The organism is Streptomyces sp. NPDC001617 (assembly GCF_053596855.1).
The window spans coordinates 1-21,697 of the sequence record NZ_JBSFHA010000104.1 but is presented as its reverse complement, the minus strand read 5'-3'; the positions used below and the strand labels follow the sequence as shown (position 1 = coordinate 21,697).

The following is a 21,697-nucleotide window of genomic DNA, read 5'->3' as shown; positions in this document are numbered from 1 at the left end:
GCACTGCCGGGATTCTCCCCTTGTGTGACAGGTCATCGACCACTACGGGCACACATACGATCGAACGTGCGACGAACAGACGAACGGCGCCCGGTCAGGAAGGGGAACCTGAACAGACGCCGTGTGTACGGGACTTGTGATCGCCCCTGGGGTCTAGTCGTTGGCGACCACGGGGTAGCGGGGCTCGTTCTCGGCCATCTGGCGCAGGGCGTCCTTGCGCTCGCGCTTGGAGAGACGGTCGATGTAGAGGTAGCCGTACAGGTGGTCGGTCTCGTGCTGCAAACACCGAGCGAAGTAGCCGGTGCCGCGCACCCTGATCGGGTTGCCCTTCTCGTCCTGCCCGGTCACCTCGGCGTAGTCCGGCCGGGCGAGCGGCGCGTACGCGGTGGGCACGGAGAGGCACCCTTCGTTGCTGTCGTCGAGCCGGCGCTTCTCGGCGGGCAGGTCGACGAGCTTCGGGTTGCAGACCACCCCCACATGCCGCACACCCTGGTCGTCCCCGCAGTCGTACACGAAGACCTTCAGGTCGACGCCGATCTGGTTGGCGGCCAGGCCCACGCCCTCGGCGGTCCGCTGCGAGGCGAACATGTCCGCGACCAGCTGCTGCAGCTCGTCGCCGAACTCGGTGACGTCCTTGCACTCCTTGTGCAGGACCGGGTTCCCTACGACGGTGATCGGCCGCGAGGTCCCGCGCTCGCGCCAGGCGGCTTCGCGCTCCTCGCAGTCCTCCGTGTCGACGGCGTACCCCTCGTCGTCCACGGGGAGCACCCCCGCCTGCTGCTGATCGGTGTCCTGCTGCGCCATGCCGACGATGCCTTCCTAGAAAATCAGGGGGTGCGTTGCTGATACAGGGTACGGGGAGCGCACCCCTCAGGGGCGCGGGGCTGTGTCCGATACGGGGCTCCGCCGCGTGGGCGCGACCAGCCACGACGAACCCGCACCCGGCAGCGCTCCTCAACACACCTCTTCGAGGTCCCGCCAATCCCGCGAATCCGGACTGTCGGCAACCCATCCGTCCAACAGCCCCCGAACCAGCGAGGCCGGAGCCGCCACCCCACACTCCCGCTCCGGCACCCACAGCTGTCCGTCGGTGCGGTGGCCCAGTGGGCCGGGGTGACCGGGCTCGCTGTGGTCATGGGGGTCCAGGTGCTCCCCGTCGCCCTCGTCCGAGGGCATCCGCGACTCGGAGCACATCCGGCACAGCAGCCGTACGGAGGACGACCAGTCCTCGGCGGCGAAGCCGGCGTCGGCGGCCAGCTGCTCCAGCGCGTCCCGGTCGGCCTCGGTGGCGGCCTCCAGGAGGACCACCCAGGTCGGGACGGGCGACGGCGCCCACAGCTCGATCTCGTCGAAGACGGGGTAGGCGTGCCCGGCGGCCGTCGTCCGCTCGCCGTGCGGCACCCCGTCGTGCAGGACGACCTCACCCCAGCGGCGCCCGGAGGACGGCAGCGGAATCGACAGCACCTCGATCCGCGCGGGATCCAGCCGCCTCCCCCACACCACCTCGGCCTCGCCCTCGGGAGAGAGCCGTACGGCCGCGCTGCCCAGCTCCATCCCGACCGGCTCACCGTTGGCCGCGGCGGCCCCCGGCACCCGCAGCCCGTACGCCTGCCAGGCCCGCCGGGCCAGCGGCCAGTCCTGCAGGGCCGTCGCCGCGATGCCGACGTTCCACCAGTCGGGCGCCCCGGTCTCCCGGTCGAGCAGCGCGACGGCACGCAGACCCGCGGCCCGCGCCTGCTCCCAGTCGTGCCGGAACTTGTGCAGCAGGGCGAGGTTGAACCAGGACTCGGACAGCCACGGCTCCAGATCGGCGGCGCGCGTCAGCAGCGCACCCGCGTCCTCGTACCGGCCGTCGCCGATCAGCGTGAAGGCGCGATCCGTGGCCTGCCGCCAGGAGGCGGAGGGCCGGTGCCGTCCCTTGCCGAAGATCCTCACGATTCCCGCCTGCCAGTTCCGTGGAGTGGGCTGGCTAGTACCGCCCCCGGACACCCTCTCATTCGCATCCAACCACGTGCGGCTGGAAGGGCGCTCATTACCCATGGGTTACCCAGCCGAGGGGAGGGTCAGACAGTCCCGTGCCAGGACCCGGGCCAGCGATTCCACGACCTCGGGCGCGTAGTCCCCGGCGGTCCCCAGCCGGAGCTCCTCCAGCGCCCTGAGCGGCCCGCCGGGACCGGCGTCCCGCACCTTCTCCTCGTAGGCGTTCACGGCCCGTACGATCCGCGCGGCGACCGGTTGCTCCCGGTACGGGTCGGCCTGCCGCTCCACGACCACGGCGACCGCCGAGTCCACCCCGGTCTGGCGTACGACGGCCCCGCCGAGCAGCGCGATCCGGCGCTGTTCCGCCCCGGGGAGGGCCGCGGTGGCGCCCGCCGGGACCGGGTCGACCAGGCTGAGCTGGCCGATGTCGTGCATGAGGGCCGCGGACTCCAGGACGGCCAGCTCCGGGCGGGTGAGCCCCAGGTCGCGGCCGACGGCCCGGCTGAGTTCGGCGACCCGGCGGGCGTGACCGGCGGGGGTGTACCCGGCGATCTCGGTGGCCCTGGCGAGGGAGGCGATCGTCTGGCGGTACGTCGTCCGGACGGTCGCGTACCGCTTGAAGGACAGCTGGGTCAGCAGGAGCGGCAGCGAGAAGACCGGCAGGGCCCACAGGCCTACGACGGCCACCGCGAGCGCCATCACCGCGCCGGTCGCGCACACGGCCGACCCGATGCCGAGCAGTCCGCGCAGTTCGTCCCGGAGCAGGGGGCCGAAGGGCCAGCCGGTGCGGGAGTGCGCGAGCGCGGCGGCGAGGACGCAGTCGCAGAGGGCGGTCAGGGTGAGGAGCGCGAGCAGCAGAAGAGCGTAGGCCGGGCCGCTCCACTTCTCGAACACCCCCCGGCTGTACAGGGGCTGGAAGCAGACGGCGGTGAAGCCGACGGTGAGTACCCGACGGGCCGGATGGTCGAGCACCGGTCCCTGACCGTGCGCCGTGTGCGGCACGCCGCCCAGCAGTGACGCGGCGAGGACGACGGTCACGACCTGGGTGACCCCGTGATGCGTCGGCTGCCCGGCGTCCTCCCCGAGCAGCGCGTACGACAGGGCCCCGGCGGCCCCGAGCGGCGCCGCCTCCCGCACCCGGGCGCCGGTCCAGCGGCTGAGCTCGCCGACGGTGATGAGCAGACCGAAGGCGAGGGCGGTGGGGCGCTCCTCCACGCCGGTCCAGAGGGTGACGGCGAGGGAGCCGACGGCGAGGAGGGCGGCGGAGCTGTGGATGAGGGTGGTGAGGGTGAGGCGGGGACGACGACGGCGGGCGGTCATGGGCGGGCCTTTGGCGCCTGCGAACGAGTGGGCCTCTCGGGCAGGCCCCCGGCCGGCCCGGGACGCACGGATCTCATCGCCGCACCCCTGACCGCCCCGCCACCGAAGGCGCCGGAATCCCCGGCTCCTGTTCCTCGTCGGCCGTCACCGCCGGATGCCACCCGTCCCGTCCCAGCGCCTGCACCAACGCGGCCACCATCCGCGGGTCGAACTGCGCCCCCGCGCACCGCTCCAGCTCCTCCAGCGCGACCGGCACGGGCCGCGCCCGCCGGTAGGAACGCGTGGACGTCATGGCGTCGAAGGCGTCCGCGACCGCCACCACCCGTGCGGACTCGGGGATCTGACTTCCCATCAGTCCGTACGGGTATCCGCTCCCGTCCAGCCGCTCGTGATGATGGAGTACGGCCGCCCGGGCCTCCCCCAGAAAACCGATTCCGCGCACCATCTCGTGGCCGTACTCGGGATGCAGCTCGATCACCCGCCGTTCCTCGGCGGTCAGCGGCCCGCCCTTCCTCAACAGCCGCGTGGGGACGCCGAGTTTGCCCACGTCGTGCAGGATCCCGGCGAAGCGGAGCACTTCGACCCGCGCATCGTCCATGCCGAGTTCACGCGCGATCATCATCGACGCCTGTCCGACCCGCTCGCTGTGCCCGCGCGTGTACCCGTCCTTGATGTCGACGGCCTGGACGAGCGCCCGGATGGTCGCCTGGTGGGCCGCCCGCTCCCGGTGGTACTGCGCGAACACCCACCAGGACACACACATCGGCAACAGCACGAGCAGCGCGGCGACAGGCCCGTACGGGCTGCGCCACAGGACCGCCATCATCAGCCCGGCGAGCCCGTGCACGGCGACGGGAGCGAGGGACCGTACGAACAGCCCTCGCCAGGCCCGCCGTAGCGGAACCCGCTCGGCGACCGCCAGAATCCCGCCGTCCAGCAGGGCCAGCGCCAGGCAGAAGGCGAGCACGGCGGCCCCTGCGGGCACGAGCGCGTACGGGAAGGCGGGGCCGACGACCGCCTCCCGCCCGCCGAGCGCCCAGTGCACCGAGCCCGCGGCCCAGACGCCGAGGGCCAGTTGGGCGGCGCGCCACAACCGCCGTAGGGCATACGGCCGTTGCTCGACCCGGGAGAGCAGCACCCCCGGCAGCGGGACCAGCGCGGCGGCGGGCGGGGGGAGCAGGAAGGCGCCGGCGAGGAGGACCGGGTAGAACGTTCCGGCGAAGCGCCAGCGGGCGGCGGCCTGCTCGCAGGCGGCGTAGACGACCGCGAGCAGTACGGTCGCCCACGACGGCGCGTATGTCTTCGGGAACGGCAGCACACAGAGCAGGGCGCCGAGGACCGCACACGCGACGTACACACGCGCCCGTGCCGGAACCGCCTCCATCACAGCCCTCCCCGGCCGACCCTCCCCTGGCCGACGAGCCTAGAGCGGGGACAGGGGGGTCTGCGGGCCGATGAACCGCCGATTAGCACGTTCGAGTGACTGGCGTGCCGGCGATCCGGTGCGGCTCAGTGGGCCACGTCGGCGGCGAGCACCTTCTTCAGCGCTTCCACGGTGACCGGCGACTCGCGCTGGAACGCGGCGAGGTCGAGGCCGTCGTCGCCGGTCACGGTGAGCCGGGCGCGCTCGCCGACGGCCAGCACGACGACATGTCCCGAGCCGCAGCGGACGACCACCTCGCGCAGCGCGCCGGTCGCCGCGGTGTCGGCCATCCTGCGGGCGACACCGAGGGTCGCGGCGGCGAGAGCGGCGACCGACTCCGGGTGGACCGTGTCGGCGTCGGCGACGACGAGCAGGCCGTCCACGGTGGACAGGACGCTCTCGGAGACCCCCATCACCCGTTCTCGCAGCGAGGTCAGAATCCCGGCCAGGGAATCGGGCGAAGGGGTTTCGGTCATACGGTGCGCTCCTTGTTCCGGGCGGGCGGTGTCAGTCGGGTTCGGGGAGAGCCCGCAGCAGTCGGCCGACGCGCTGAAGTGTTTCGATCGAGGGCTGTGCGGCGGCGAGTTCCTCGCCCGACAGCATCGGAGGGAGTCCGGGCAGAGACGCTGCCGGGGCCGACGCCGTGTCCCGTCGGGGCAGGGGCGGTGGTGCGGGGAGGGGTTTCCCCGTGGAGGCGGCCGGGCGACCGGGGTCGGTGTCCGGCGCGGAGTCTGGTGCCGTGGTCGCTTCTTGTCGTCGCGGAGTCTGTGCCGGTGCCCTGCTTCTCTTTCCGGACGGGTTCCCCCGTCCGCTCTTCGGGCTCACTGGCTGCCCCTCCCCTTCCGTCCCGGATCAGGTCCGGGAGGCCCGCCGCCGGGTCTGCGTCTGGGCAGGGCCGTCGTCCTCGGCGGCGGCGCGGCGCCGGACGCGTCGGCCGTCGGGACACGGGGTGCGGTGCTCGGCCGGGTGCCGGCCGAGGGCCGTGGCTCCCAGCGGACGAGGCCGAGCGTCTCCAGTCGGACGAGGTCCAACAGCACCGCGTACAGTCCGCGCCCCCGCGAGAAGGCGATGTCGCGCGGTGTCCGGCGTCCGTTGACGCTGTCGAGGACTCCCCGCTGCCCCGGCGTGAGCCCACCCGTCGGGCCGGAAGCCGCCCGAACCGGCGACGGTCACCGGACGGACTCGTGTCAACTCGCTCGGCGGACCCCACAGACGTGAGAGCAGCGACATACGGCGCGAGGTCTCCTCGGTCAGTCGCCGCGGCTCCACCCCGGGCTCGGCGACCAGTACGGGTTCGCGCTCGCCCAACTCCCGTTCGCCCGGGGGACTCAGGGCCATGGCGAAGGCGCCGTCGAACACGGCCGCCGTGCGGACGACCTCCAGTTCGGCGGCGCCGATCAGTCCCGTGGCCACCAGATGTCCGCCGAGCCGGTCCGCGTCGGGCTGTTCGGCGCAGGCGGCCAACCAGTCCTCGTCGCCGATCCGGCCCGAGGCGAGCAGCGTCGAGGTGACCGTCGGCGCGCCCGGCGTCTCGATCGCGCCGACCAGCCCGTCGCGCAGATGGATGGTCCCTCCGGGGTGCCCGGAGACCCGTACCGTCCCGCTGAAGCCCTCGTCCCGCAGCAGTTGCAGCAGCGCCGGCAGATTGCGTGCCGCGGGCGCTCTCATGCGAGCACCTCGCGGGCCCGGTCGCCCAGACTCCGCAGCGCCAGCGCCATGTTGGCCCGGTCGCGGTCGCGTCCGGCGGTCAGCAGCAGCGGGTCGCCCGCCGGCCGTGCCACGGAGAACAGCACGTGGAGACGGGCCGTACTGGTCGTGACCACGCTCTCCAGCTCCCCCTCGGCTCCCGCCGCGCCGAGCCGTTCGGCGATGAGGGCGGCGAGTTCCGATGCCTCCGGCCCGTCGCCCGCCTCGGCGAGGTCGCCCGCGGTGCCGTAGGTCAGACCGGTGACCGCGTCGACGAGGGCGACGCCGGTTGATCACGCTCGGCCGGCAGTACCACCTGATCCGGCCGCTGACCAGCAGCAAGGGAAGTCTCTTCCTCTACCTCGCGCTGGACCGGAGCCGCAGCGACCTGGCCCTGGCCAGGCACGGACTGAAGCGGATCGAGTCCGGCCTGGAGGTCTAGGTCCGCGGCGCCTCCCGCACGGGGTCCTGCGCCGGTCAGGACTCCTGCGGGGCCGCCGGGGACGCGGTGATGTCGTGCTCGGGCACCGCCTGCCCGGAGCGGATCAGGTCGAGCCGCCCCAGGACCTTGGCGCGCAGGTCGCTCGGCACGTCGTCATGCCCGCAGCACCGCTTGACCAGCTTCTTCACGGCCTGCTCGAGCCCGTACTTCTCCAGGCACGGCGAGCACTCCGTGAAGTGCTGCTTGAACTTGTCGCGGTCGACGTCCGGCATCTCACTGTCGAGGAACTCGTACAAGTGGTCCAGGACTTCACTGCAGTCCGTCTCGTGCGGCTCTCCGCAGCTCATGAGCCCGAGCCTTTCGCTTCGTCCGACTCTCCGGCGCCGGCCGGGACCAGGCCGCGCTCACGCGCGTAGTCCTCGAGCATGCCGCGCAGTTGACGGCGGCCCCGGTGCAGCCGGGACATCACCGTACCGATGGGTGTCCCCATGATGTCCGCGATCTCCTTGTAGGCAAAGCCCTCGACGTCCGCGAGATACACGGCGATGCGGAACTCCTCGGGGATCGCCTGGAGTGCTTCCTTCACGTCCGAGTCGGGCAGGTGGTCGAGCGCCTGCGACTCCGCGGAGCGCAGACCGGTCGACATGTGCGACTCGGCACGGGCGAGCTGCCAGTCCTCGATCTCCTCCGCCGCCGACCGCTGCGGCTCACGCTGCTTCTTGCGGTAGGAGTTGATGAAGGTGTTCGTGAGGATCCGGTACAGCCACGCCTTGAGGTTGGTGCCTTCGCGGAACTGGTGGAAGGACGCGTACGCCTTCGCGTACGTCTCCTGCACCAGGTCCTCCGCGTCGGCCGGGTTGCGCGTCATCCGCAGCGCGGCCGAGTACATCTGGTCGAGGAATTCGAGCGCGTCCCGCTCGAAGCGCGCGCTGCGCTCCGCGGTCGACTCCGCGCTGACGCCCTGGCCCTCGGGCAGCTCCGCCTGACCGTTGTCGGTCCCTGCGTCGATCCCTGTGACCGGACCCACCTCCTCAAGATTCCGGGCAGCACCGAAACCGGTACCACCGGAATTGGAGGATAGACGACGACCCGTCCCCGCCGCCCCTCGAACAGGGGTGGTCTTGGCCGCAGTCAGCACCGTCCAGTCCAGGTCAGTGCTGCTGCTGCGGCTCGGGCAGATGGTCGAACCCATGCGGCGGACTTCCTCTCCTACGACGATCGGTGCTGGTCGTTCAGCACTTCTGTCCGCCTCAACAGAGGTTCGGTCCGCAACATTCCCGGGCCATTACCCGAGTGGCACGGTCCACTCCACCACCGCGTCCGTGATGATCGCCACGGCCTGCTCCTGGTTGAGGTCGGCCCTTTTGGGCACGGCGAACCCGTGATCGCCGTAGGGAACCTCGACCAGCTCGTATGACCCGTCGGGGAACTCGTCCGGCTTCCCGAACGGGTCGTTCCCTCCCTGTACGACGAGAGTGGGCACCCCGGACCCGAGCAGTTCCTCGGCACGGGACTTCTCGGGCCTGCCCGGCGGATGGAGCGGGAAGCCGAGGGCGAGCACGGCATGGGCGCCCAGCTCGACGGCCGTACGACAGGCCACGCGGGCGCCGGCACTCCGGCCACCGGAGACGACGGGGAGCCCGGACTCGGCGACCGCGGGCCAGATCCCGCGCCACCCCACGTCCAGCGTCTTCGGCGCGGGCGCCACCTTCTTGCCGGCCACCCGCCAGGGCTGCTCCACCAGGGCGACGGTCACGCCGTGCGTAGGGAGGACCGCGGCGAGTGCCCGCAGGTCACGGGCCTCGATACCGCCCCCCGCACCATGGCTCACCGCCAGCACGAGGCGGGGCTTCTCCGCGGGGTGCCAGGTGATGCGGGCGTCGCCCGCATCGGTGCTGATCGTCTCGGTCGTCACGCTAGAAGAGTGTGCCCTCCTCGGGCCCCTCCAGCTCCTTCAGCAGCTCCGGTCCGTTGTTGCGGACGTTGCTGACGGCCGTGGAGACCGGGTAGGCGCGCATCAGACCGTGGGGCGGAGGGACGAGGAGCGAGCGGAGGTCCTCGAGGTCGGTGCGGGACGGGTCGAGCCAGGTGTCCCAGCGGTCGGGGGTGAGCATGAGGGGCATGCGCGGGTGGATCTCGGAGAGCGAGTACGGCCCCTCCGCCGGCGCCACGGCCAGCGGGCTCGTCTCGGCCTCCGTGGTGATGACCGAGCAGGTCACCCACCAGGCCTGCGGGTGGTCGTCGGGAAGGGTCTTGTCCCGCCAGAACTCGTACAGCCCCGCCATCGCGAAGACCGACCCGTCCGCCGGCAGCACGAAGTACGGCTGCTTCCGCGGCCGCTTCTTCCTGCCCTCGACCTCCAGATCGCGCTCGTCCTTGCCGGTCACCCACTCGTAGTAGCCGTCGGCCGGGATGATGCATCGGCGCGAGGAGAAGGCCCGCTTGTACGACGGCTTCTCGTGGACGGTCTCGGCACGCGCGTTGATCATCCGCGCACCGCCCTCCGGGGTCTTCGACCAGCTCGGCACCAGTCCCCACTTGAGCTTGCGCAGCTGCCGAACCGGGCGCCCCGTGACGGAGGAACTGGTGGATGCGGCGTCCGCGTCCTTGAGGGGGCGGTCGAGGACGGCGTAGACCTCCTTGGTCGGGGCCACGTTGTAGTCGGGCGCCAGGGTCTCCTCGGGCTCCCACTTCTCGATCTCAAAGATTCCTGCGAGATCCTCGGGCCCACGACTAGCTGCATACCGTCCGCACATACGTGCCAGACTGCCAGATTCGACGAGACCTACGGGAGCCACCGCCGACAATGGACAGCACCGCATCCGCCTCGCTCGCCTCCCTGTGGGACCGCGTCTTCGGCATCCAGCCCGACCCGGACCTGTGGGTGGTGATCGCGACCCTCGTCGCCGCGCTCGCCGTGACCGTGCCGCAGGGCGTCTGGCGCGTCGCGCGCAACGCCATCACCATCGCCCACGAAGGCGGCCACGGCCTGGTGGCCCTCCTCACCGGCCGCACCCTCACCGGCATACGCCTGCACTCCGACACCAGCGGCCTCACGGTCAGCCGGGGCAAGCCGCACGGCATCGGCATGATCCTCACGGCGGCCGCCGGCTACACGGCTCCCCCACTCCTCGGCCTGGGCGGCGCGGCCCTGCTCGCCGCCGGCCACATCACCCTCCTGCTCTGGCTGGCGACGGCCCTGCTGGTGGCGATGCTGGTGATGATCCGCAACGCGTACGGCGCCCTGACAGTCGTCGTCAGCGGAGGCGCCTTCCTGCTGGTGTCATGGCTGGCGGGTCCTCAGGTGCAGGCGGCGTTCGCCTACGCGGTGGTCTGGTTCCTGCTGGTGGGAGGTGTACGCCCGGCGTTCGAACTGCAGGCCAAGCGGATGCGGGGAGGGGCCGGGGACTCGGACGCGGACCAGTTGTCGCGCTTGACGCACGTACCGGCGGGGCTGTGGTTGTTCCTGTTCCACGCGGTGTCGCTGTGCTCCCTGATCGGCGGGGGCCGCTGGCTGCTTGAGGTATGAAGCGCCCCCGCAGGGGCGGCTTCGGGGGCGCGAGGCCGTGTCATTCTGCGGCTGCCGCCGCGCGGGCGCGACCAGCCCCCACCGCGCCGCGCCTCTGCAAACTGTCCCCCCACCCCCCTCCTTATAAAGTGAACCCATGGCCCAAAACCCCGCCACGAACACCGCCCTCTGGCCCGCCCCCACCGCGAGCGGAGCCGTCGACGCGACGGTCCACGTCCCGGGGTCCAAGTCGGTCACCAACCGCGCCCTCGTCCTCGCGGCCCTGGCCAGCGAACCCGGCTGGCTGCGCCGCCCCCTCCGCTCCCGCGACACCCTCCTGATGGCCGCCGCGCTCCGCGCGATGGGCGTCGCCATCGAGGAGGGCGTGGGCCCCGACGGCACCGGCGAGACGTGGCGCGTCCTGCCCACCGGCCTGCACGGCCCGGCCACGGTCAACGTCGGCAACGCCGGCACGGTGATGCGCTTCCTGCCTCCCGTCGCCGCCCTCGCCGACGGCGAGATCCGCTTCGACGGCGACCCTCGCTCGTACGAGCGCCCCCTGCACGGCGTCATCGACGCCCTCCGGGTCCTCGGCGCCCGTATCGACGACGACGGCCGGGGCGCACTGCCGCTGACGGTGTTCGGCGGTGGCGCCCTGGACGGCGGCCCGGTGGAGATCGACGCCTCGTCGTCGTCCCAGTTCGTGAGCGCCCTCCTCCTCTCGGGCCCGCGCTTCAACCAGGGCGTGGAGGTCCGCCACGTGGGCAGCTCCCTCCCCTCGCTCCCCCACATCCGCATGACCGTCGACATGCTGCGCGCGGTCGGCGCGCAGGTGGACACACCGGAGTCGGGCGGCGAGCCGAACGTGTGGCGGGTGACGCCGGGCGCGCTGCTCGGCCGCGACCTGACCATCGAGCCGGACCTGTCGAACGCCCAGCCCTTCCTCGCCGCCGCCCTGGTGACCGGCGGCAAGGTCGTCATCCCCGGCTGGCCCGCCCGCACCACGCAGCCCGGCGACAGGCTGCGCGAGATCTTCACCGAAATGGGCGGTTCCTGTGAACTCACCGAGTACGGGCTGGTGTTCACCGGTTCGGGTGCGATCCACGGCATCGACGTGGACCTGAGCGAGGTCGGCGAGCTGACCCCGGGTATCGCCGCGGTGGCCGCCCTGGCCGACTCCCCCTCGGCGCTCCGTGGCGTCGCGCACCTGCGGCTGCACGAGACGGACCGGCTGGCCGCGCTCACCAAGGAGATCAACGAGCTCGGCGGTGACGTCACCGAGACCGCCGACGGCCTGCACATCCGCCCGCGTCAACTGCACGGCGGGACCTTCCACACGTACGAGGACCACCGCATGGCGACGGCCGGCGCGATCATCGGCCTCGCGGTGGAGGGCGTGCGGATCGAGAACGTGGCGACGACGGCGAAGACCCTGCCGGACTTCCCCGACCTGTGGAACGGGATGCTCGGAAGCGACGGGGCGTAGGGGCGTAGGACATGCGCCGCTACGGCAAGCACACCGACGAGGACGACATCCGCTCCCGCCCCAACCGCAAGGGCAACCGGCCGCGTACGAACATCCGCCCCAAGCACGAGGAGGCGGTCGAGGGCATGGTCCTCACCGTCGACCGGGGCCGTCTGACCTGCCTGGTCGAGGACCGGGTCGTGACGGCGATGAAGGCCCGCGAACTGGGCCGCAAGGCCGCCGTCGTCGGAGACCGGGTGGCCATCGTCGGCGACCTCTCCGGCCAGAAGGACACCCTGGCCCGTATCGTCCGCATCGAACCGCGCTCCTCCGTACTGCGCCGCACGGCCGACGACGACGACCCGTACGAGCGCGTGGTCGTCGCCAACGCCGACCAGTTGGCGATCGTCACCGCCCTGGCCGACCCGGAGCCCCGCCCCCGCCTGATCGACCGCTGCCTGGTCGCGGCGTACGACGGCGGCCTCACCCCGCTCCTCGTCCTGACCAAGTCGGACCTGGCCTCCCCCGACGAACTCCTCGAGATGTACGGGGCGTTGGGCGTCCCCTACGTCGTCACCAGCCGGGAGGAGCTGGAGAACGGCGAGGCGGTGGACCGCGTACGCAAGCAGCTGGACGGCAAGGCGACGGCGTTCGTCGGACACTCAGGCGTGGGCAAGACGACCCTCGTCAACGCGCTGGTCACGCAGGATCGGCGGCGGAGCACCGGCCATGTCAACGCCGTCACGGGCCGCGGCCGGCACACCACCACCTCGGCGCGCGCGATCCCCCTGCCGGAGGGGGCGGGTTGGGTCATCGACACCCCCGGGGTCCGCTCCTTCGGCCTGCACCACGTGGACCCGTCCCGGGTCATCAAGGCCTTCCCCGACCTGGAGCCGGGAACGGAGGGCTGCCCACGCGCGTGCAGTCACGACGAACCGGACTGCGCGCTGGACGCATGGGTGGCCGAGGGGCACGCGGACCCCGCCCGTCTCTACTCCCTGCGCCGCCTGCTGGCGACGCGTGAGCGCACGGAAGGCGACTGAGTGGACGTCAGGGGCGACTGACCACGGCGTTGTTTGGCGGTACCCGAGTCAGGTAAGGGCATAATCGCACCGAGCCGGACATACGGGAGGACAGCACATGGCGTGGCTGCTGGTAGTGGTGGCCGGACTGCTCGAAACGGGTTTCGCCGTGTGCCTCAAGCTCTCCCACGGCTTCACCCGCCTGTGGCCGACGATCGCGTTCTGCGTCTTCGCCCTGGGCAGCTTCGGCCTCCTCACCCTCTCCCTGAAGAAGCTCGACGTCGGCCCCGCCTACGCCGTCTGGACCGGCATCGGCGCGGCCGGCACCGCCATCTACGGCATGATCTTCCTCGGCGACCTGGTCTCCACCCTGAAGATCGTGTCGATCAGCTTCGTGATCATCGGAGTCATCGGCCTGCAGCTGTCGGGCTCGGCGCACTAGACCACCGCCGGCCGACGACTGCTTCTCCCAGGACGTCACCATCGGCAACTCCGAGCCGACGGGCTTCCGTTGGGTGGACCGGGTGTTCCGCTCGGAGGCCTACACGGCGCCCGCAGATCCTCGCCGTCCGCCCGAACCTGGCGACCCACGGCGCGAGCGGACGGGAGGACCGCGTCGACCACCCGAAGGCGGGCCGGCTGAAGGAGCGACCGCTCACACCGTCTGCCGGGGCAGGGCGGTGCGCACCAGCTCCCCGACCCCGCCCTCCCCCGGCGGAGCGGCCACACACGACAGCGCGAGCCGCACCACGAGTTCGCAGGACCGGGCCAGATCGGCGGTGTCCGCCCGGTGCACGGCGGGCCCCGACAGCACGGCCACCGCCCTGTCCCGGACGAGCGCCACGAAGTCGCCGGGCGAGGGCAGCGGGCCGTCGGCGCGGCGCTGGGCGGGTACGGCGGAGGAGGACGGCACGGCGGAGAGCGTCGGCGAGGGCAGGCGCTCGCTCCAGCAGCCCGTGAGCATGGCCCGTACGAGCGCGTTCTCCCGGGCGGCCGAGGCCGTCCACTCGGCGGTCGCGGTCAGCCGCTCGCGGGCGTCGCTGTGCGTGGCGAGCGCCCGCTCGACCCCCGCGAGGTACCCGTCCGCTTCCCTTCTGACCAGCGCCCGGGCGAGCCCCTCCTTGCTGCCGAACTCGTTGTAGAGGGTCTGCCGGGACACTCCGGCCGCCACGGCGACGTCCACCATCCGTACGGCGGACCACGGCCGGCGCGCCAGCGCCGTGTACGCGGCGTCCAGTAGGGATTCCCGCGCTGCAGGCATCATCGCCTCCCTGGGGCGAGCGGCTCTGCGCCCAGATTTGACGCGCACGGGGGCACTGTCAAGGGTTCGCGGGAGCGCGGAACGGCGCCCTTCGGTCACCGTGTGCCGTCAAGCTGCCGCCAAACCGTGAGCAAGGCCCGCTAGCAGCGCCCGGACCATGGCGGATAGCGTTCGTTCCATGTCCGACTACCTCGACGACCTCCGTTTCGCCCACGTTCTCGCGGACGCGGCCGACGCGACCACCATGGCCCGCTTCAAGGCGCTGGATCTCAAGGTCGAGACCAAGCCGGACATGACGCCGGTCAGTGAAGCCGACAAGGCGGCGGAGGAGCTCATCCGCGGCCACCTTCACCGCTCCCGCCCCCGGGACGCCATCCTCGGCGAGGAGTACGGCATCGAGGGCACCGGCCCCCGCCGCTGGGTGATCGACCCGATCGACGGCACCAAGAACTACGTACGCGGCGTCCCGGTCTGGGCCACCCTGATCTCCCTGATGGAGGCGGCCGAGGGCGGCTACCAGCCGGTCGTCGGCGTGGTCTCCGCCCCCGCGCTGGGCCGCCGCTGGTGGGCCGCGAAGGGCCATGGCGCCTTCACCGGACGCAGCCTGACCTCCGCCTCCCGCCTGCGTGTCTCCCGCGTCGGCAAGCTCTCGGACGCCTCCTTCGCGTACTCCTCCCTCTCCGGCTGGGAGGACCAGGGCCGCCTGGGCGGGTTCCTGGACCTCACCCGCGAGGTGTGGCGCACGCGCGCGTACGGCGACTTCTGGCCGTACATGATGGTCGCCGAGGGCGCGGTCGACCTCTGCGCCGAGCCGGAGCTCTCGCTCTGGGACATGGCCGCCAACGCGATCATCGTCACCGAGGCGGGCGGCACCTTCACCGGCCTCGACGGCCGCCCCGGCCCGCACAGCGGCAACGCCGCCGCGTCGAACGGCCTGCTGCACGACGAGTTGCTGGGGTACGTCAACCAGCGCTACTGAGCACACCGTGAAAACACAGATGAGCGCGCACGCCCTCAATTGGCCGCACGCGCCCTCTTGTTGACCCCCGCTTTACCTGCCACTCTGAGAGTCCCCCCACTTGTGAACTTGTGAATCCTAGAACTAAGTGGATTCCTTTTGGAGGTGGCTCCATCCCATGCTCGTCCGCGACGCCATGAGCACAGTGGTCCTCACCATCGGCCCCGCCCACACCCTCCGCCAGGCCGCCGCCCTGATGTCCGCCCGACGGGTGGGCGCGGCCGTGGTCCTGGACCCCGACGCCGGCGGTATCGGCATCCTCACCGAACGCGACGTACTCAACTCGATCGGCCTCGGCCAGAGCCCGGACACCGAGCGCGCGCACGCCCACACCACCAACGACGTCGTCTTCGCCGCCCCGTCCTGGACCCTGGAGGAGGCGGCCCGCGCCATGGCCCACGGCGGCTTCCGCCATCTGATCGTCCTCGACCACGGCGAGACGGTCGGCATCGTCTCGGTCCGCGACATCATCCGCTGCTGGGCACCGGCCCGTCAGCAGGTGGCCCTGTCCCACTAGAAGACACCGGAGGACAGGGCTTGCATTAGACACAGTCTAAAGTCAAACCCGTTCGCGACCTGGTCCCCTTCTGTTAGGCTGGACCTATGAGCGACCTTCTGGAACGGCTGCGCGGACGCGGATGGCGGATGACCGCGCAGCGGCGCGTCGTGGCCGAGGTTCTCGACGGCGAGCACGTCCACCTGACGGCCGACGAGGTCCATGCCCGGGCCGTCGCCAAGCTGCCCGAGATCTCCCGGGCGACCGTCTACAACACGCTGGGTGAGCTGGTCTCCCTCGGCGAGGTGCTCGAGGTCGCCACGGACAAGCGAGCCAAGCGCTACGACCCGAACGCCCACACGCCCCACCACCACCTGGTCTGCGCCCAGTGCGGCGCGATCAAGGACGTCCACCCGACCGGCAACCCGCTGGCCGACCTCCCCGACTCGGAGCGCTTCGGCTTCTCGGTCTCGGACGTCGAGGTCACGTACCGAGGCGTCTGCCCGAACTGCACGGCGGCGTAACGCTCACCGTGACAGCCCCGGCACCGATCGGTGCCGGGGCTTCGTGCTGCCTACAGGCTTCCCGAATCTGACGCACCGTCATATCGTCGTGCGGCACCCCCTACGCGTACCGAACTCCGCAAGGAGCACCCGTGGGAGATCCGCACCCCGATCCGCACCCGAGTCCTCACCCCAAACTCCACGCCACCGACCTGACCCGGACCTTCGGCCGAACCCCCCACACGATCGACGCCCTCGGCCCCCTCCATCTCACCGTCGCCGCAGGCGAGTTCGTCCGTGTCGTCGGCCCGTCCGGCTGCGGCAAGTCCACGCTGCTGCGCATCACGGCGGGCCTCCTGCGGCCGAGCACGGGCACCCTGGCCATCCGCACGACCAGTCCGCGTCCGGCGGCCATGATCTTCCAGGACTACGGCATCTACGACTGGAAGTCGGTCCGCGCCAACGTCCGCTTCGGCCTGGACGTCCAGCGCGTCCCGCGCCGCGAGGCGAACGCACGCGCCGACGCCTGGCTGGCCCGGCTGGGCCTGGCCGACTTCGCCGACGCCTACCCGGCGACCCTCTCCGGCGGCATGCGCCAGCGCGTGGCGATCGCCCGCGCACTCGCCGTGGAACCCGAACTCCTCCTCATGGACGAGCCTCCCCCACTGCCCTGAACGGGCGTGGGAGGTGCCCCCAGCCGCCCTCGACGCCCAACTCCGCACGATCCTCCAGGACGAGCTCCTGGAGCTCACCCAGGCCCTGCGCACGACCACCCTCTTCATCACCCACAGCCTGGAGGAGGCGCTCGTCCTCGGCGACCGCGTCCTGGTGATGTCGGCCCGCCCCGGCAGGATCATCGCCGAACACCGCCCGCCGTTCCCGCGCCCGCGCACCGGCGACGCCCGAGTTCACGGCCCTCAAGAGCGAGCTGTGGGACCTGCTGCGAAAGGAGGCGGCACCGGCATGACGACGATCGCGCACGACAAGGACCGGGAAGCCACCCTGATCCGCCGCCCGGGCCCGGCCGAACTCCACCCCACCCGCACCCACCGCCGCAGACGGGCCGTGGAAGTCGCCCTGGCGGCGGTCCCACTCCTGCTCGTGCTGGTGTGGCAACTGGCCGCCACCCGGGCCTGGATAGACGCCCGCGTCTATCCGGCCCCCTCCACGATCCTCTCCGACGGCTGGGACCGCGCGGCGGCCGGCGACCTGTGGCCGGACGTGTGGGCGACCCTGAGACGCGTCCTGACGGGCTACGCGCTGGGCACGGCGGCCGGCTACGCCCTGGGCCTCCTGATGGGCCTCCCTGCCCCTCGTCCGGGCGGCCCTGGAGCCGACGCTGGACGCCCTCTACGTGGTCCCGAAACTGGCCCTGCTCCCGATCTTCCTGAACATGTTCGGCCTGGGCGAGGGCCCGCAGACAGCCCTCGTGGCAACAACGGTCTTCTTCTTCGTCTGGATCTCCACCATGTCGGCGGTGATCGCGATCCCGTCCGGCCACCGCGACGCGGGCCGTGTCCTCGGTGCCTCTCCCTGGCAGATGTTCCGCCACGTCCTGCTGCCGGCGTCGCTCCCGTCGGTCCTGGTGGGCGCACGCATAGCAGCGGGAGTCGCCGTCCTGGTGATCGTCGCCTCGGAGCAGATCGCCGCGACGAACGGCCTGGGCCACCTGATCTTCGACTCCCACGCGCTCTTCCGGAACGACGTGATGTTCGTGGGGATCGTCTGCGTGGCCGTCCTGGGCGTGGTCTTCTCCGAACTGGTACGGCTGCTGGGGCGGTTGCTCACTCCTTGGGCACCGAGGGACAGGGGAAGGGGCCAGTCATGAGAAGGCACGCACACGGCGTCGCGGCGGCCGTGGCCTCACTCCTCATCGCATCGGCGGCGTGCTCGGCGCCGTACAGCGGCGAGACGGGTACGAAGGCCGGCGCCCGCACGATCCAGCCGGTGGACGGCTGCGGCAAGTCGTCCTGGACGAACCCGTCCGACCTCTCCCCGGCCCGCGCCCCGGCCCGCTGCGAACCCCTGGCGCCCTCGGCGCAGCGCCTCTCCAAGCCCCGGAAGCTGACGATAGCGACGAGCACCCTGAGCGCGGAGTACGTGGCCCCCCTCGAAGTCGCCCTCGACAAAGGCGAGTTCAAGGCGGAGGGCCTGGACATCACCCTCAAGGTCCTGCCCACCCCCGACGCGCTCCCCCTCCTCGCCAAGGGAGACATAGACGCGTTGTGGGCCGCGCCGGAAGCAGCCGTCATGAACGGCATCAAGGGCGGCTTCGACATCAAGTGGGTCGCGGGCAACTTCTCCCCCGCCCCCACCTCGAAGAGCGGTCTCTGGGTCCGCCTGGAGAAGGGCCGGACCGCGGCGTCCGTCCCCCTGGCGGGCCGCTCCCTGGGCACGATGATCGGCAAGGGCTCGGTCATCGCCTACCCCATGCAGAAGACCCTGACCGCTCACGGCGCCGACCTGTCCAAGGTCCAGTACCGCCAACTGGGCTCGGCGGACGTCCTCACGGCCCTGCAGAACGGCGGCGTCGACTCGGCCTGGCTACTGGACCCGATCTGGCGCAAGGTCGACGGCAAGGCCGGATACGCCTTCCTGGGCGGCCAGCCGCTGGGCGAACCCCTGGGCGGCATGCTCTACGGCCGCACACTCCTCCGGGACGACGCGGACGCGGGCGTGGCCCTCCTGAGGGCCTACATCCGCACGATCAACACATACTTCTCGTCAAACTACAAAAAGGACGCGGCGTTCGTCGCCTACCTGTCCAAACTCCTGAAGATCGACGAGCAGACCCTGCGCTCCACCCCACCGCTCCGCATGGACTGGGAGATCCGCAAGAACACGACGACCCGCCTCCAGTCGGCGTACCGCGCCCAGGGCGCGGAAGAGGGCACCCCACTCCCCGAGTCGAGAACGGTCGACCGCCTGCTCTACGAGGAGGCAGTGGGCCACACCCCATAACCCCCCGCATAACCCCGCTCACAACACCGAGGGCCGGAACCCATCTCTGGATTCCGGCCCTCGGCCTTCAGTAGCGGGGACAGGATTTGAACCTGCGACCTCTGGGTTATGAGCCCAGCGAGCTACCGAGCTGCTCCACCCCGCGTCGATGAACGCAACGTTACGTCAAGGGCGCGGCTGGAGGCAAATCGCTTATCACCGCCGGTCAGCGCACCCGACTCGCCAGGGAGTCCCTCCAGCCTTCCTCAAGCCACCGCCCCGCCCATCCCAGCCCGTCCGGCGTGTGAGGACGAGGCCATGCCATCCGACTTTCAGCCCGTCCGGCGTGTGAGGACGAGGCCCTTCGGGCCGATGGGGGTCCAGGGGGCGGAGCCCCCTGGGCGGGGTCGAAGGGGCGGCAGCCCCTGGGAATGGGACGGGTAAGGGCGGCGGGGGCGAGAAAACACGACGTCAGCCACAACGCCACCCACACCTCACCCCCACGCCGACCACACCGCACCGCACCGCGCAGCGCAACGTCACGCCGAAAGCTCCTCCCGCAACGCGTCCCGCAACCGAGCCGCCCGCTCCGAAACCTCCGCCGGCCCCAGAGAAACCGCCCGATCCGCCCACCGCTGCCCCTCCGCAAGCTCCCCCTGACGCGCGTAGACCAGGGCCAGCCGCAACGCCGCCCGCCCATGCCCGGCGTCAGCCGCCCGCGTCCACCACACGGCAGCCTCCGGCTCACTCCCCTCCCGAGCCAGCAGCAGCCCCAGATTGAAGGCACCATTCCGGGACCCGGCCTCGGCCGCCACCCGGTACCACCGGGCCGCCTCCACCACATCCCCCCGAGCCGCCGCCATCATCCCCACTCGCACCTGCGCCCGCCGATGCCCCTGGGACGCCGCCCGCTCGTACCACTCCTCGCACTCGGTCTTCTCGTGCAGCACTTCCCCCAGCTCATGCGCGGACTCCGGCGGCCGCCGGGCGTCGAGCACGGTCGCCAGCCGATACGCCGCCTCCGCACTGCCACCCCCCGCGGCACACCGCAGATGCCGCTCGGCGGCCTGCTCGTCCCCGTCCCGCAGCCGAGCCATCCCGACCTGCAACGCCGCCTCGCTGTGCCCGGCGGCGGCGGCCCGCCCGTACCACCGCAGCGCGACCTCGTCCTCGCCCCGACCGGCGAAGAGAATCCCCAGGTTGAACGCGGCATCCACGCTCCCGGCCTCCGCGGCCTTGGAGAACCACGGCTCGGCCCCGATCGCGTCCCCGCCCTGCAGCAGCAGGATGGCGAGCGCGTTGGCCGCCTCCCGGTGCCCCGCGTACGCCGCCCGCCGGTACCACTGCTCGGCCTGCGCGGTCCGCCCCTGCTCCGCGCAGAGCAGCCCCAGGTTGTACGCGCCGTTGTCGTCCCCGGCGTCCATCGCCGCCCGGTACCACCGCTCGGCGGTCTGTGTCTCCCCGCGCTCGGCGTGCAGCGCGCCCAGCGCGTTGGCCGCGTTCCCGTCCCCGTCCTGGGCGGCCCGCAGCCACCACACGGCGGCGCTCTCGGTGTCCCCGGCGTCCCGCAGCAGGAAGCCCAGCGCGCAGGCGGCGCGCGCCTCGCCGTCCTTGGCGGACGTCAGGTACCAGCGCCCCGCCTCCTTGAGCTCACCGCGCTTCTCCAGGATCGCGCCGAGGTGCAGCGCGGCCCGCCGGTGTCCGCGCGCGGCGGCCTGCCGGTAGAACTGCTCGGCCTGGCCCAGCAGTTCGACACCGTCGTCGGACCCACCCTCGTCCAGACACGCCACCTTGCGATCAAGCGCACGCGCCAGCCGGTACGCCGCCTCCCGGTGCCCGCGCTCGGCCGCGGCCCGCATCCACTCCTCGGCCCCGGCGTCCCCGCGGTGCTCCAGCAGATCGGCGAGCGCGTACGCGCCCAGCGCGTGCCCCTGCTCGGCGGACTGGCGCAGCCAGTACTCGGCGGCCGGCTCGTCCCCGCGCTCGCGGTGGTGCCGGCCCAGCGCGTGCGCGGCCGCGGCCGACCCGGCCACGGCGGCGATCCGCCACCATCCGGCGGCCTCGTCGGCGTACCCGCGCTGATGGAGAAGGACCCCCAGATTGTTGGCGGCGGCACGGTCACCGGCCGCGGTGGCGGCACGCAGATGGGGCTCGGCTCCGTCGAGATCGCCACGGCGCAGCAGCAGGGCCCCAAGGACACTCATCGCCTCGACGTCGCCGGCCTCGGCGGCGAGCCGCTGACGCAGTTCCTCGACAGCCTGCTCAGCAGCCTCCCCTGCCTCGGCCTCGTCCGGCCCGGCGGAAGGCTGCACAAATCGCCCTCTCTCGAACAGAGTTGCCTTGTCCCCCATAACGTCCATCGTCGCACCACCTGCAACCTGGGTACACCTGGTATACCGCAGCCAGTGAGGTCACTTCAGCGTTTTGTCGACATGCCCACAGAGAGACAAGTCAAACACAGTTCTCCCAACTGGCCACGGCGGCACGGGCATCCCCCAGGTCGGCACATGCGTTCGCACATCACGAAGGCCCGGATCCTTGATGGATCCGGGCTCGACACCGCGCAGGCGGTGGCCGAGTCCATGTACGAGGAGTTCAAGGAGCCGCTGTACGCACCTCCCGCGCTGCTGCGC

General features: G+C 71.7%; 21 protein-coding genes, 1 tRNA gene and 4 pseudogenes. 12 read left to right on the top strand and 14 right to left on the bottom strand.

The features are described 5' to 3' along the window. Nucleotides 1-153: 153 nt before the first annotated feature. From def to ACWC09_RS45470, 7 genes are all read right to left on the bottom strand, one after another. Entirely contained in the window at nucleotides 154-804 is a 651-nt protein-coding gene (def, locus tag ACWC09_RS45500; protein WP_450857317.1) for a peptide deformylase, read from the bottom strand. 150 nt (nucleotides 805-954) lie between these two features. Beyond that, on the bottom strand, nucleotides 955-1,935 hold the full coding sequence (locus ACWC09_RS45495) for a tetratricopeptide repeat protein (protein ID WP_123967367.1): 981 nt from the start codon (nucleotides 1,933-1,935) through the stop codon (nucleotides 955-957). A gap of 108 nt (nucleotides 1,936-2,043) precedes the next feature. Further along, entirely contained in the window at nucleotides 2,044-3,300 is a 1,257-nt protein-coding gene (locus ACWC09_RS45490) for an HD-GYP domain-containing protein (RefSeq protein WP_450857315.1), read from the bottom strand. Between the two features lie 73 nt (nucleotides 3,301-3,373). Next, nucleotides 3,374-4,684, bottom strand: coding sequence for an HD-GYP domain-containing protein (locus tag ACWC09_RS45485; RefSeq protein WP_450857313.1), 1,311 nt, complete (start codon nucleotides 4,682-4,684; stop codon nucleotides 3,374-3,376). 125 nt (nucleotides 4,685-4,809) lie between these two features. Then, nucleotides 4,810-5,199, bottom strand: coding sequence for a roadblock/LC7 domain-containing protein (locus tag ACWC09_RS45480; RefSeq protein WP_450857312.1), 390 nt, complete (start codon nucleotides 5,197-5,199; stop codon nucleotides 4,810-4,812). A 376-nt stretch (nucleotides 5,200-5,575) separates the two neighbouring features. Further along, nucleotides 5,576-6,391, bottom strand: coding sequence for a hypothetical protein (locus ACWC09_RS45475; RefSeq protein WP_450857310.1), 816 nt, complete (start codon nucleotides 6,389-6,391; stop codon nucleotides 5,576-5,578). Continuing rightward, a complete protein-coding gene (locus tag ACWC09_RS45470) occupies nucleotides 6,388-6,546 on the bottom strand; it encodes a hypothetical protein (RefSeq protein WP_450857308.1) in 159 nt (52 codons plus the stop codon). Before ACWC09_RS45470 ends, ACWC09_RS45475 begins: the two co-directional genes overlap by 4 nt. A gap of 152 nt (nucleotides 6,547-6,698) precedes the next feature. Between ACWC09_RS45470 and ACWC09_RS45465 the strand changes: the two are divergent. Beyond that, nucleotides 6,699-6,851 (top strand): annotated as a pseudogene (locus ACWC09_RS45465) (hypothetical protein); the annotation flags it as partial. A 35-nt stretch (nucleotides 6,852-6,886) separates the two neighbouring features. Here ACWC09_RS45465 and rsrA read toward each other — a convergent pair. From rsrA to ACWC09_RS45445, 4 genes are all read right to left on the bottom strand, one after another. Then, nucleotides 6,887-7,198, bottom strand: coding sequence for a mycothiol system anti-sigma-R factor (gene rsrA / locus ACWC09_RS45460; RefSeq protein WP_450857306.1), 312 nt, complete (start codon nucleotides 7,196-7,198; stop codon nucleotides 6,887-6,889). Next, nucleotides 7,195-7,878 carry an RNA polymerase sigma factor SigR gene (gene sigR, locus ACWC09_RS45455; RefSeq protein ID WP_398957463.1) on the bottom strand — a complete coding sequence of 228 codons (684 nt, stop codon included), beginning with the start codon at nucleotides 7,876-7,878 and terminating at the stop codon, nucleotides 7,195-7,197. The genes rsrA and sigR overlap by 4 nt, the downstream gene beginning before the upstream one ends. A 258-nt stretch (nucleotides 7,879-8,136) precedes the next feature. After that, nucleotides 8,137-8,766, bottom strand: coding sequence for an alpha/beta hydrolase family protein (locus tag ACWC09_RS45450; protein WP_450857303.1), 630 nt, complete (start codon nucleotides 8,764-8,766; stop codon nucleotides 8,137-8,139). A gap of 1 nt (nucleotide 8,767) precedes the next feature. Further along, nucleotides 8,768-9,607 carry an SOS response-associated peptidase gene (locus ACWC09_RS45445; RefSeq protein WP_450857301.1) on the bottom strand — a complete coding sequence of 280 codons (840 nt, stop codon included), beginning with the start codon at nucleotides 9,605-9,607 and terminating at the stop codon, nucleotides 8,768-8,770. Nucleotides 9,608-9,657: 50 nt separating this feature from the next. On the opposite strand from ACWC09_RS45445, the gene ACWC09_RS45440 reads away from it, so the two are divergent. The 4 genes from ACWC09_RS45440 to ACWC09_RS45425 all read left to right on the top strand — a co-directional run bounded on the left by ACWC09_RS45440 (nucleotide 9,658) and on the right by ACWC09_RS45425 (nucleotide 13,288). Continuing rightward, nucleotides 9,658-10,380 carry a M50 family metallopeptidase gene (locus ACWC09_RS45440; RefSeq protein ID WP_450857300.1) on the top strand — a complete coding sequence of 241 codons (723 nt, stop codon included), beginning with the start codon at nucleotides 9,658-9,660 and terminating at the stop codon, nucleotides 10,378-10,380. A gap of 136 nt (nucleotides 10,381-10,516) precedes the next feature. Further along, on the top strand, nucleotides 10,517-11,845 hold the full coding sequence (gene aroA, locus ACWC09_RS45435; RefSeq protein ID WP_450857298.1) for a 3-phosphoshikimate 1-carboxyvinyltransferase: 1,329 nt from the start codon (nucleotides 10,517-10,519) through the stop codon (nucleotides 11,843-11,845). Between the two features lie 11 nt (nucleotides 11,846-11,856). Continuing rightward, nucleotides 11,857-12,867, top strand: a complete 1,011-nt coding sequence (gene rsgA / locus ACWC09_RS45430; RefSeq protein ID WP_450857296.1) for a ribosome small subunit-dependent GTPase A — start codon at nucleotides 11,857-11,859, stop codon at nucleotides 12,865-12,867. A 97-nt stretch (nucleotides 12,868-12,964) separates the two neighbouring features. Beyond that, nucleotides 12,965-13,288: a DMT family transporter gene (locus ACWC09_RS45425; RefSeq protein ID WP_109496181.1), complete on the top strand. Its 324-nt coding sequence runs from the start codon at nucleotides 12,965-12,967 to the stop codon at nucleotides 13,286-13,288. 213 nt (nucleotides 13,289-13,501) lie between these two features. Here the strand turns inward: ACWC09_RS45425 and ACWC09_RS45420 are convergent, their stop codons facing one another. Beyond that, a complete protein-coding gene (locus ACWC09_RS45420; RefSeq protein ID WP_450857293.1) occupies nucleotides 13,502-14,110 on the bottom strand; it encodes a TetR/AcrR family transcriptional regulator in 609 nt (202 codons plus the stop codon). 175 nt (nucleotides 14,111-14,285) lie between these two features. Between ACWC09_RS45420 and hisN the strand changes: the two genes are divergently transcribed. From hisN to ACWC09_RS45390, 6 genes and pseudogenes are all read left to right on the top strand, one after another. Next, a complete protein-coding gene (gene hisN / locus ACWC09_RS45415; protein WP_450857291.1) occupies nucleotides 14,286-15,086 on the top strand; it encodes a histidinol-phosphatase in 801 nt (266 codons plus the stop codon). Between the two features lie 157 nt (nucleotides 15,087-15,243). Beyond that, complete coding sequence (locus ACWC09_RS45410) at nucleotides 15,244-15,642, top strand: CBS domain-containing protein (RefSeq protein WP_356351945.1); 399 nt, start codon at nucleotides 15,244-15,246, stop codon at nucleotides 15,640-15,642. An 86-nt stretch (nucleotides 15,643-15,728) separates the two neighbouring features. Continuing rightward, nucleotides 15,729-16,145: a Fur family transcriptional regulator gene (locus ACWC09_RS45405; RefSeq protein ID WP_450857289.1), complete on the top strand. Its 417-nt coding sequence runs from the start codon at nucleotides 15,729-15,731 to the stop codon at nucleotides 16,143-16,145. A gap of 131 nt (nucleotides 16,146-16,276) precedes the next feature. Further along, nucleotides 16,277-17,091, top strand: a pseudogene (locus tag ACWC09_RS45400) (ABC transporter ATP-binding protein). After that, nucleotides 17,088-17,952 (top strand): annotated as a pseudogene (locus ACWC09_RS45395) (ABC transporter permease). The pseudogenes ACWC09_RS45400 and ACWC09_RS45395 overlap by 4 nt, the downstream one beginning before the upstream one ends. After that, nucleotides 17,949-19,085, top strand: coding sequence for an ABC transporter substrate-binding protein (locus tag ACWC09_RS45390; protein WP_450857287.1), 1,137 nt, complete (start codon nucleotides 17,949-17,951; stop codon nucleotides 19,083-19,085). Before ACWC09_RS45395 ends, ACWC09_RS45390 begins: the two are co-directional and overlap by 4 nt. Nucleotides 19,086-19,156: 71 nt before the next feature. Here ACWC09_RS45390 and ACWC09_RS45385 read toward each other — a convergent pair. Beyond that, nucleotides 19,157-19,230 (bottom strand) — tRNA-Met (locus ACWC09_RS45385). A 373-nt stretch (nucleotides 19,231-19,603) separates the two neighbouring features. Further along, nucleotides 19,604-21,424, bottom strand: a complete 1,821-nt coding sequence (locus ACWC09_RS45380) for a sel1 repeat family protein (RefSeq protein ID WP_450857285.1) — start codon at nucleotides 21,422-21,424, stop codon at nucleotides 19,604-19,606. A 171-nt stretch (nucleotides 21,425-21,595) separates the two neighbouring features. Between ACWC09_RS45380 and ACWC09_RS45375 the strand changes: the two are divergent. Next, nucleotides 21,596-21,697 (top strand): annotated as a pseudogene (locus tag ACWC09_RS45375) (3-hydroxybutyryl-CoA dehydrogenase); the annotation flags it as partial.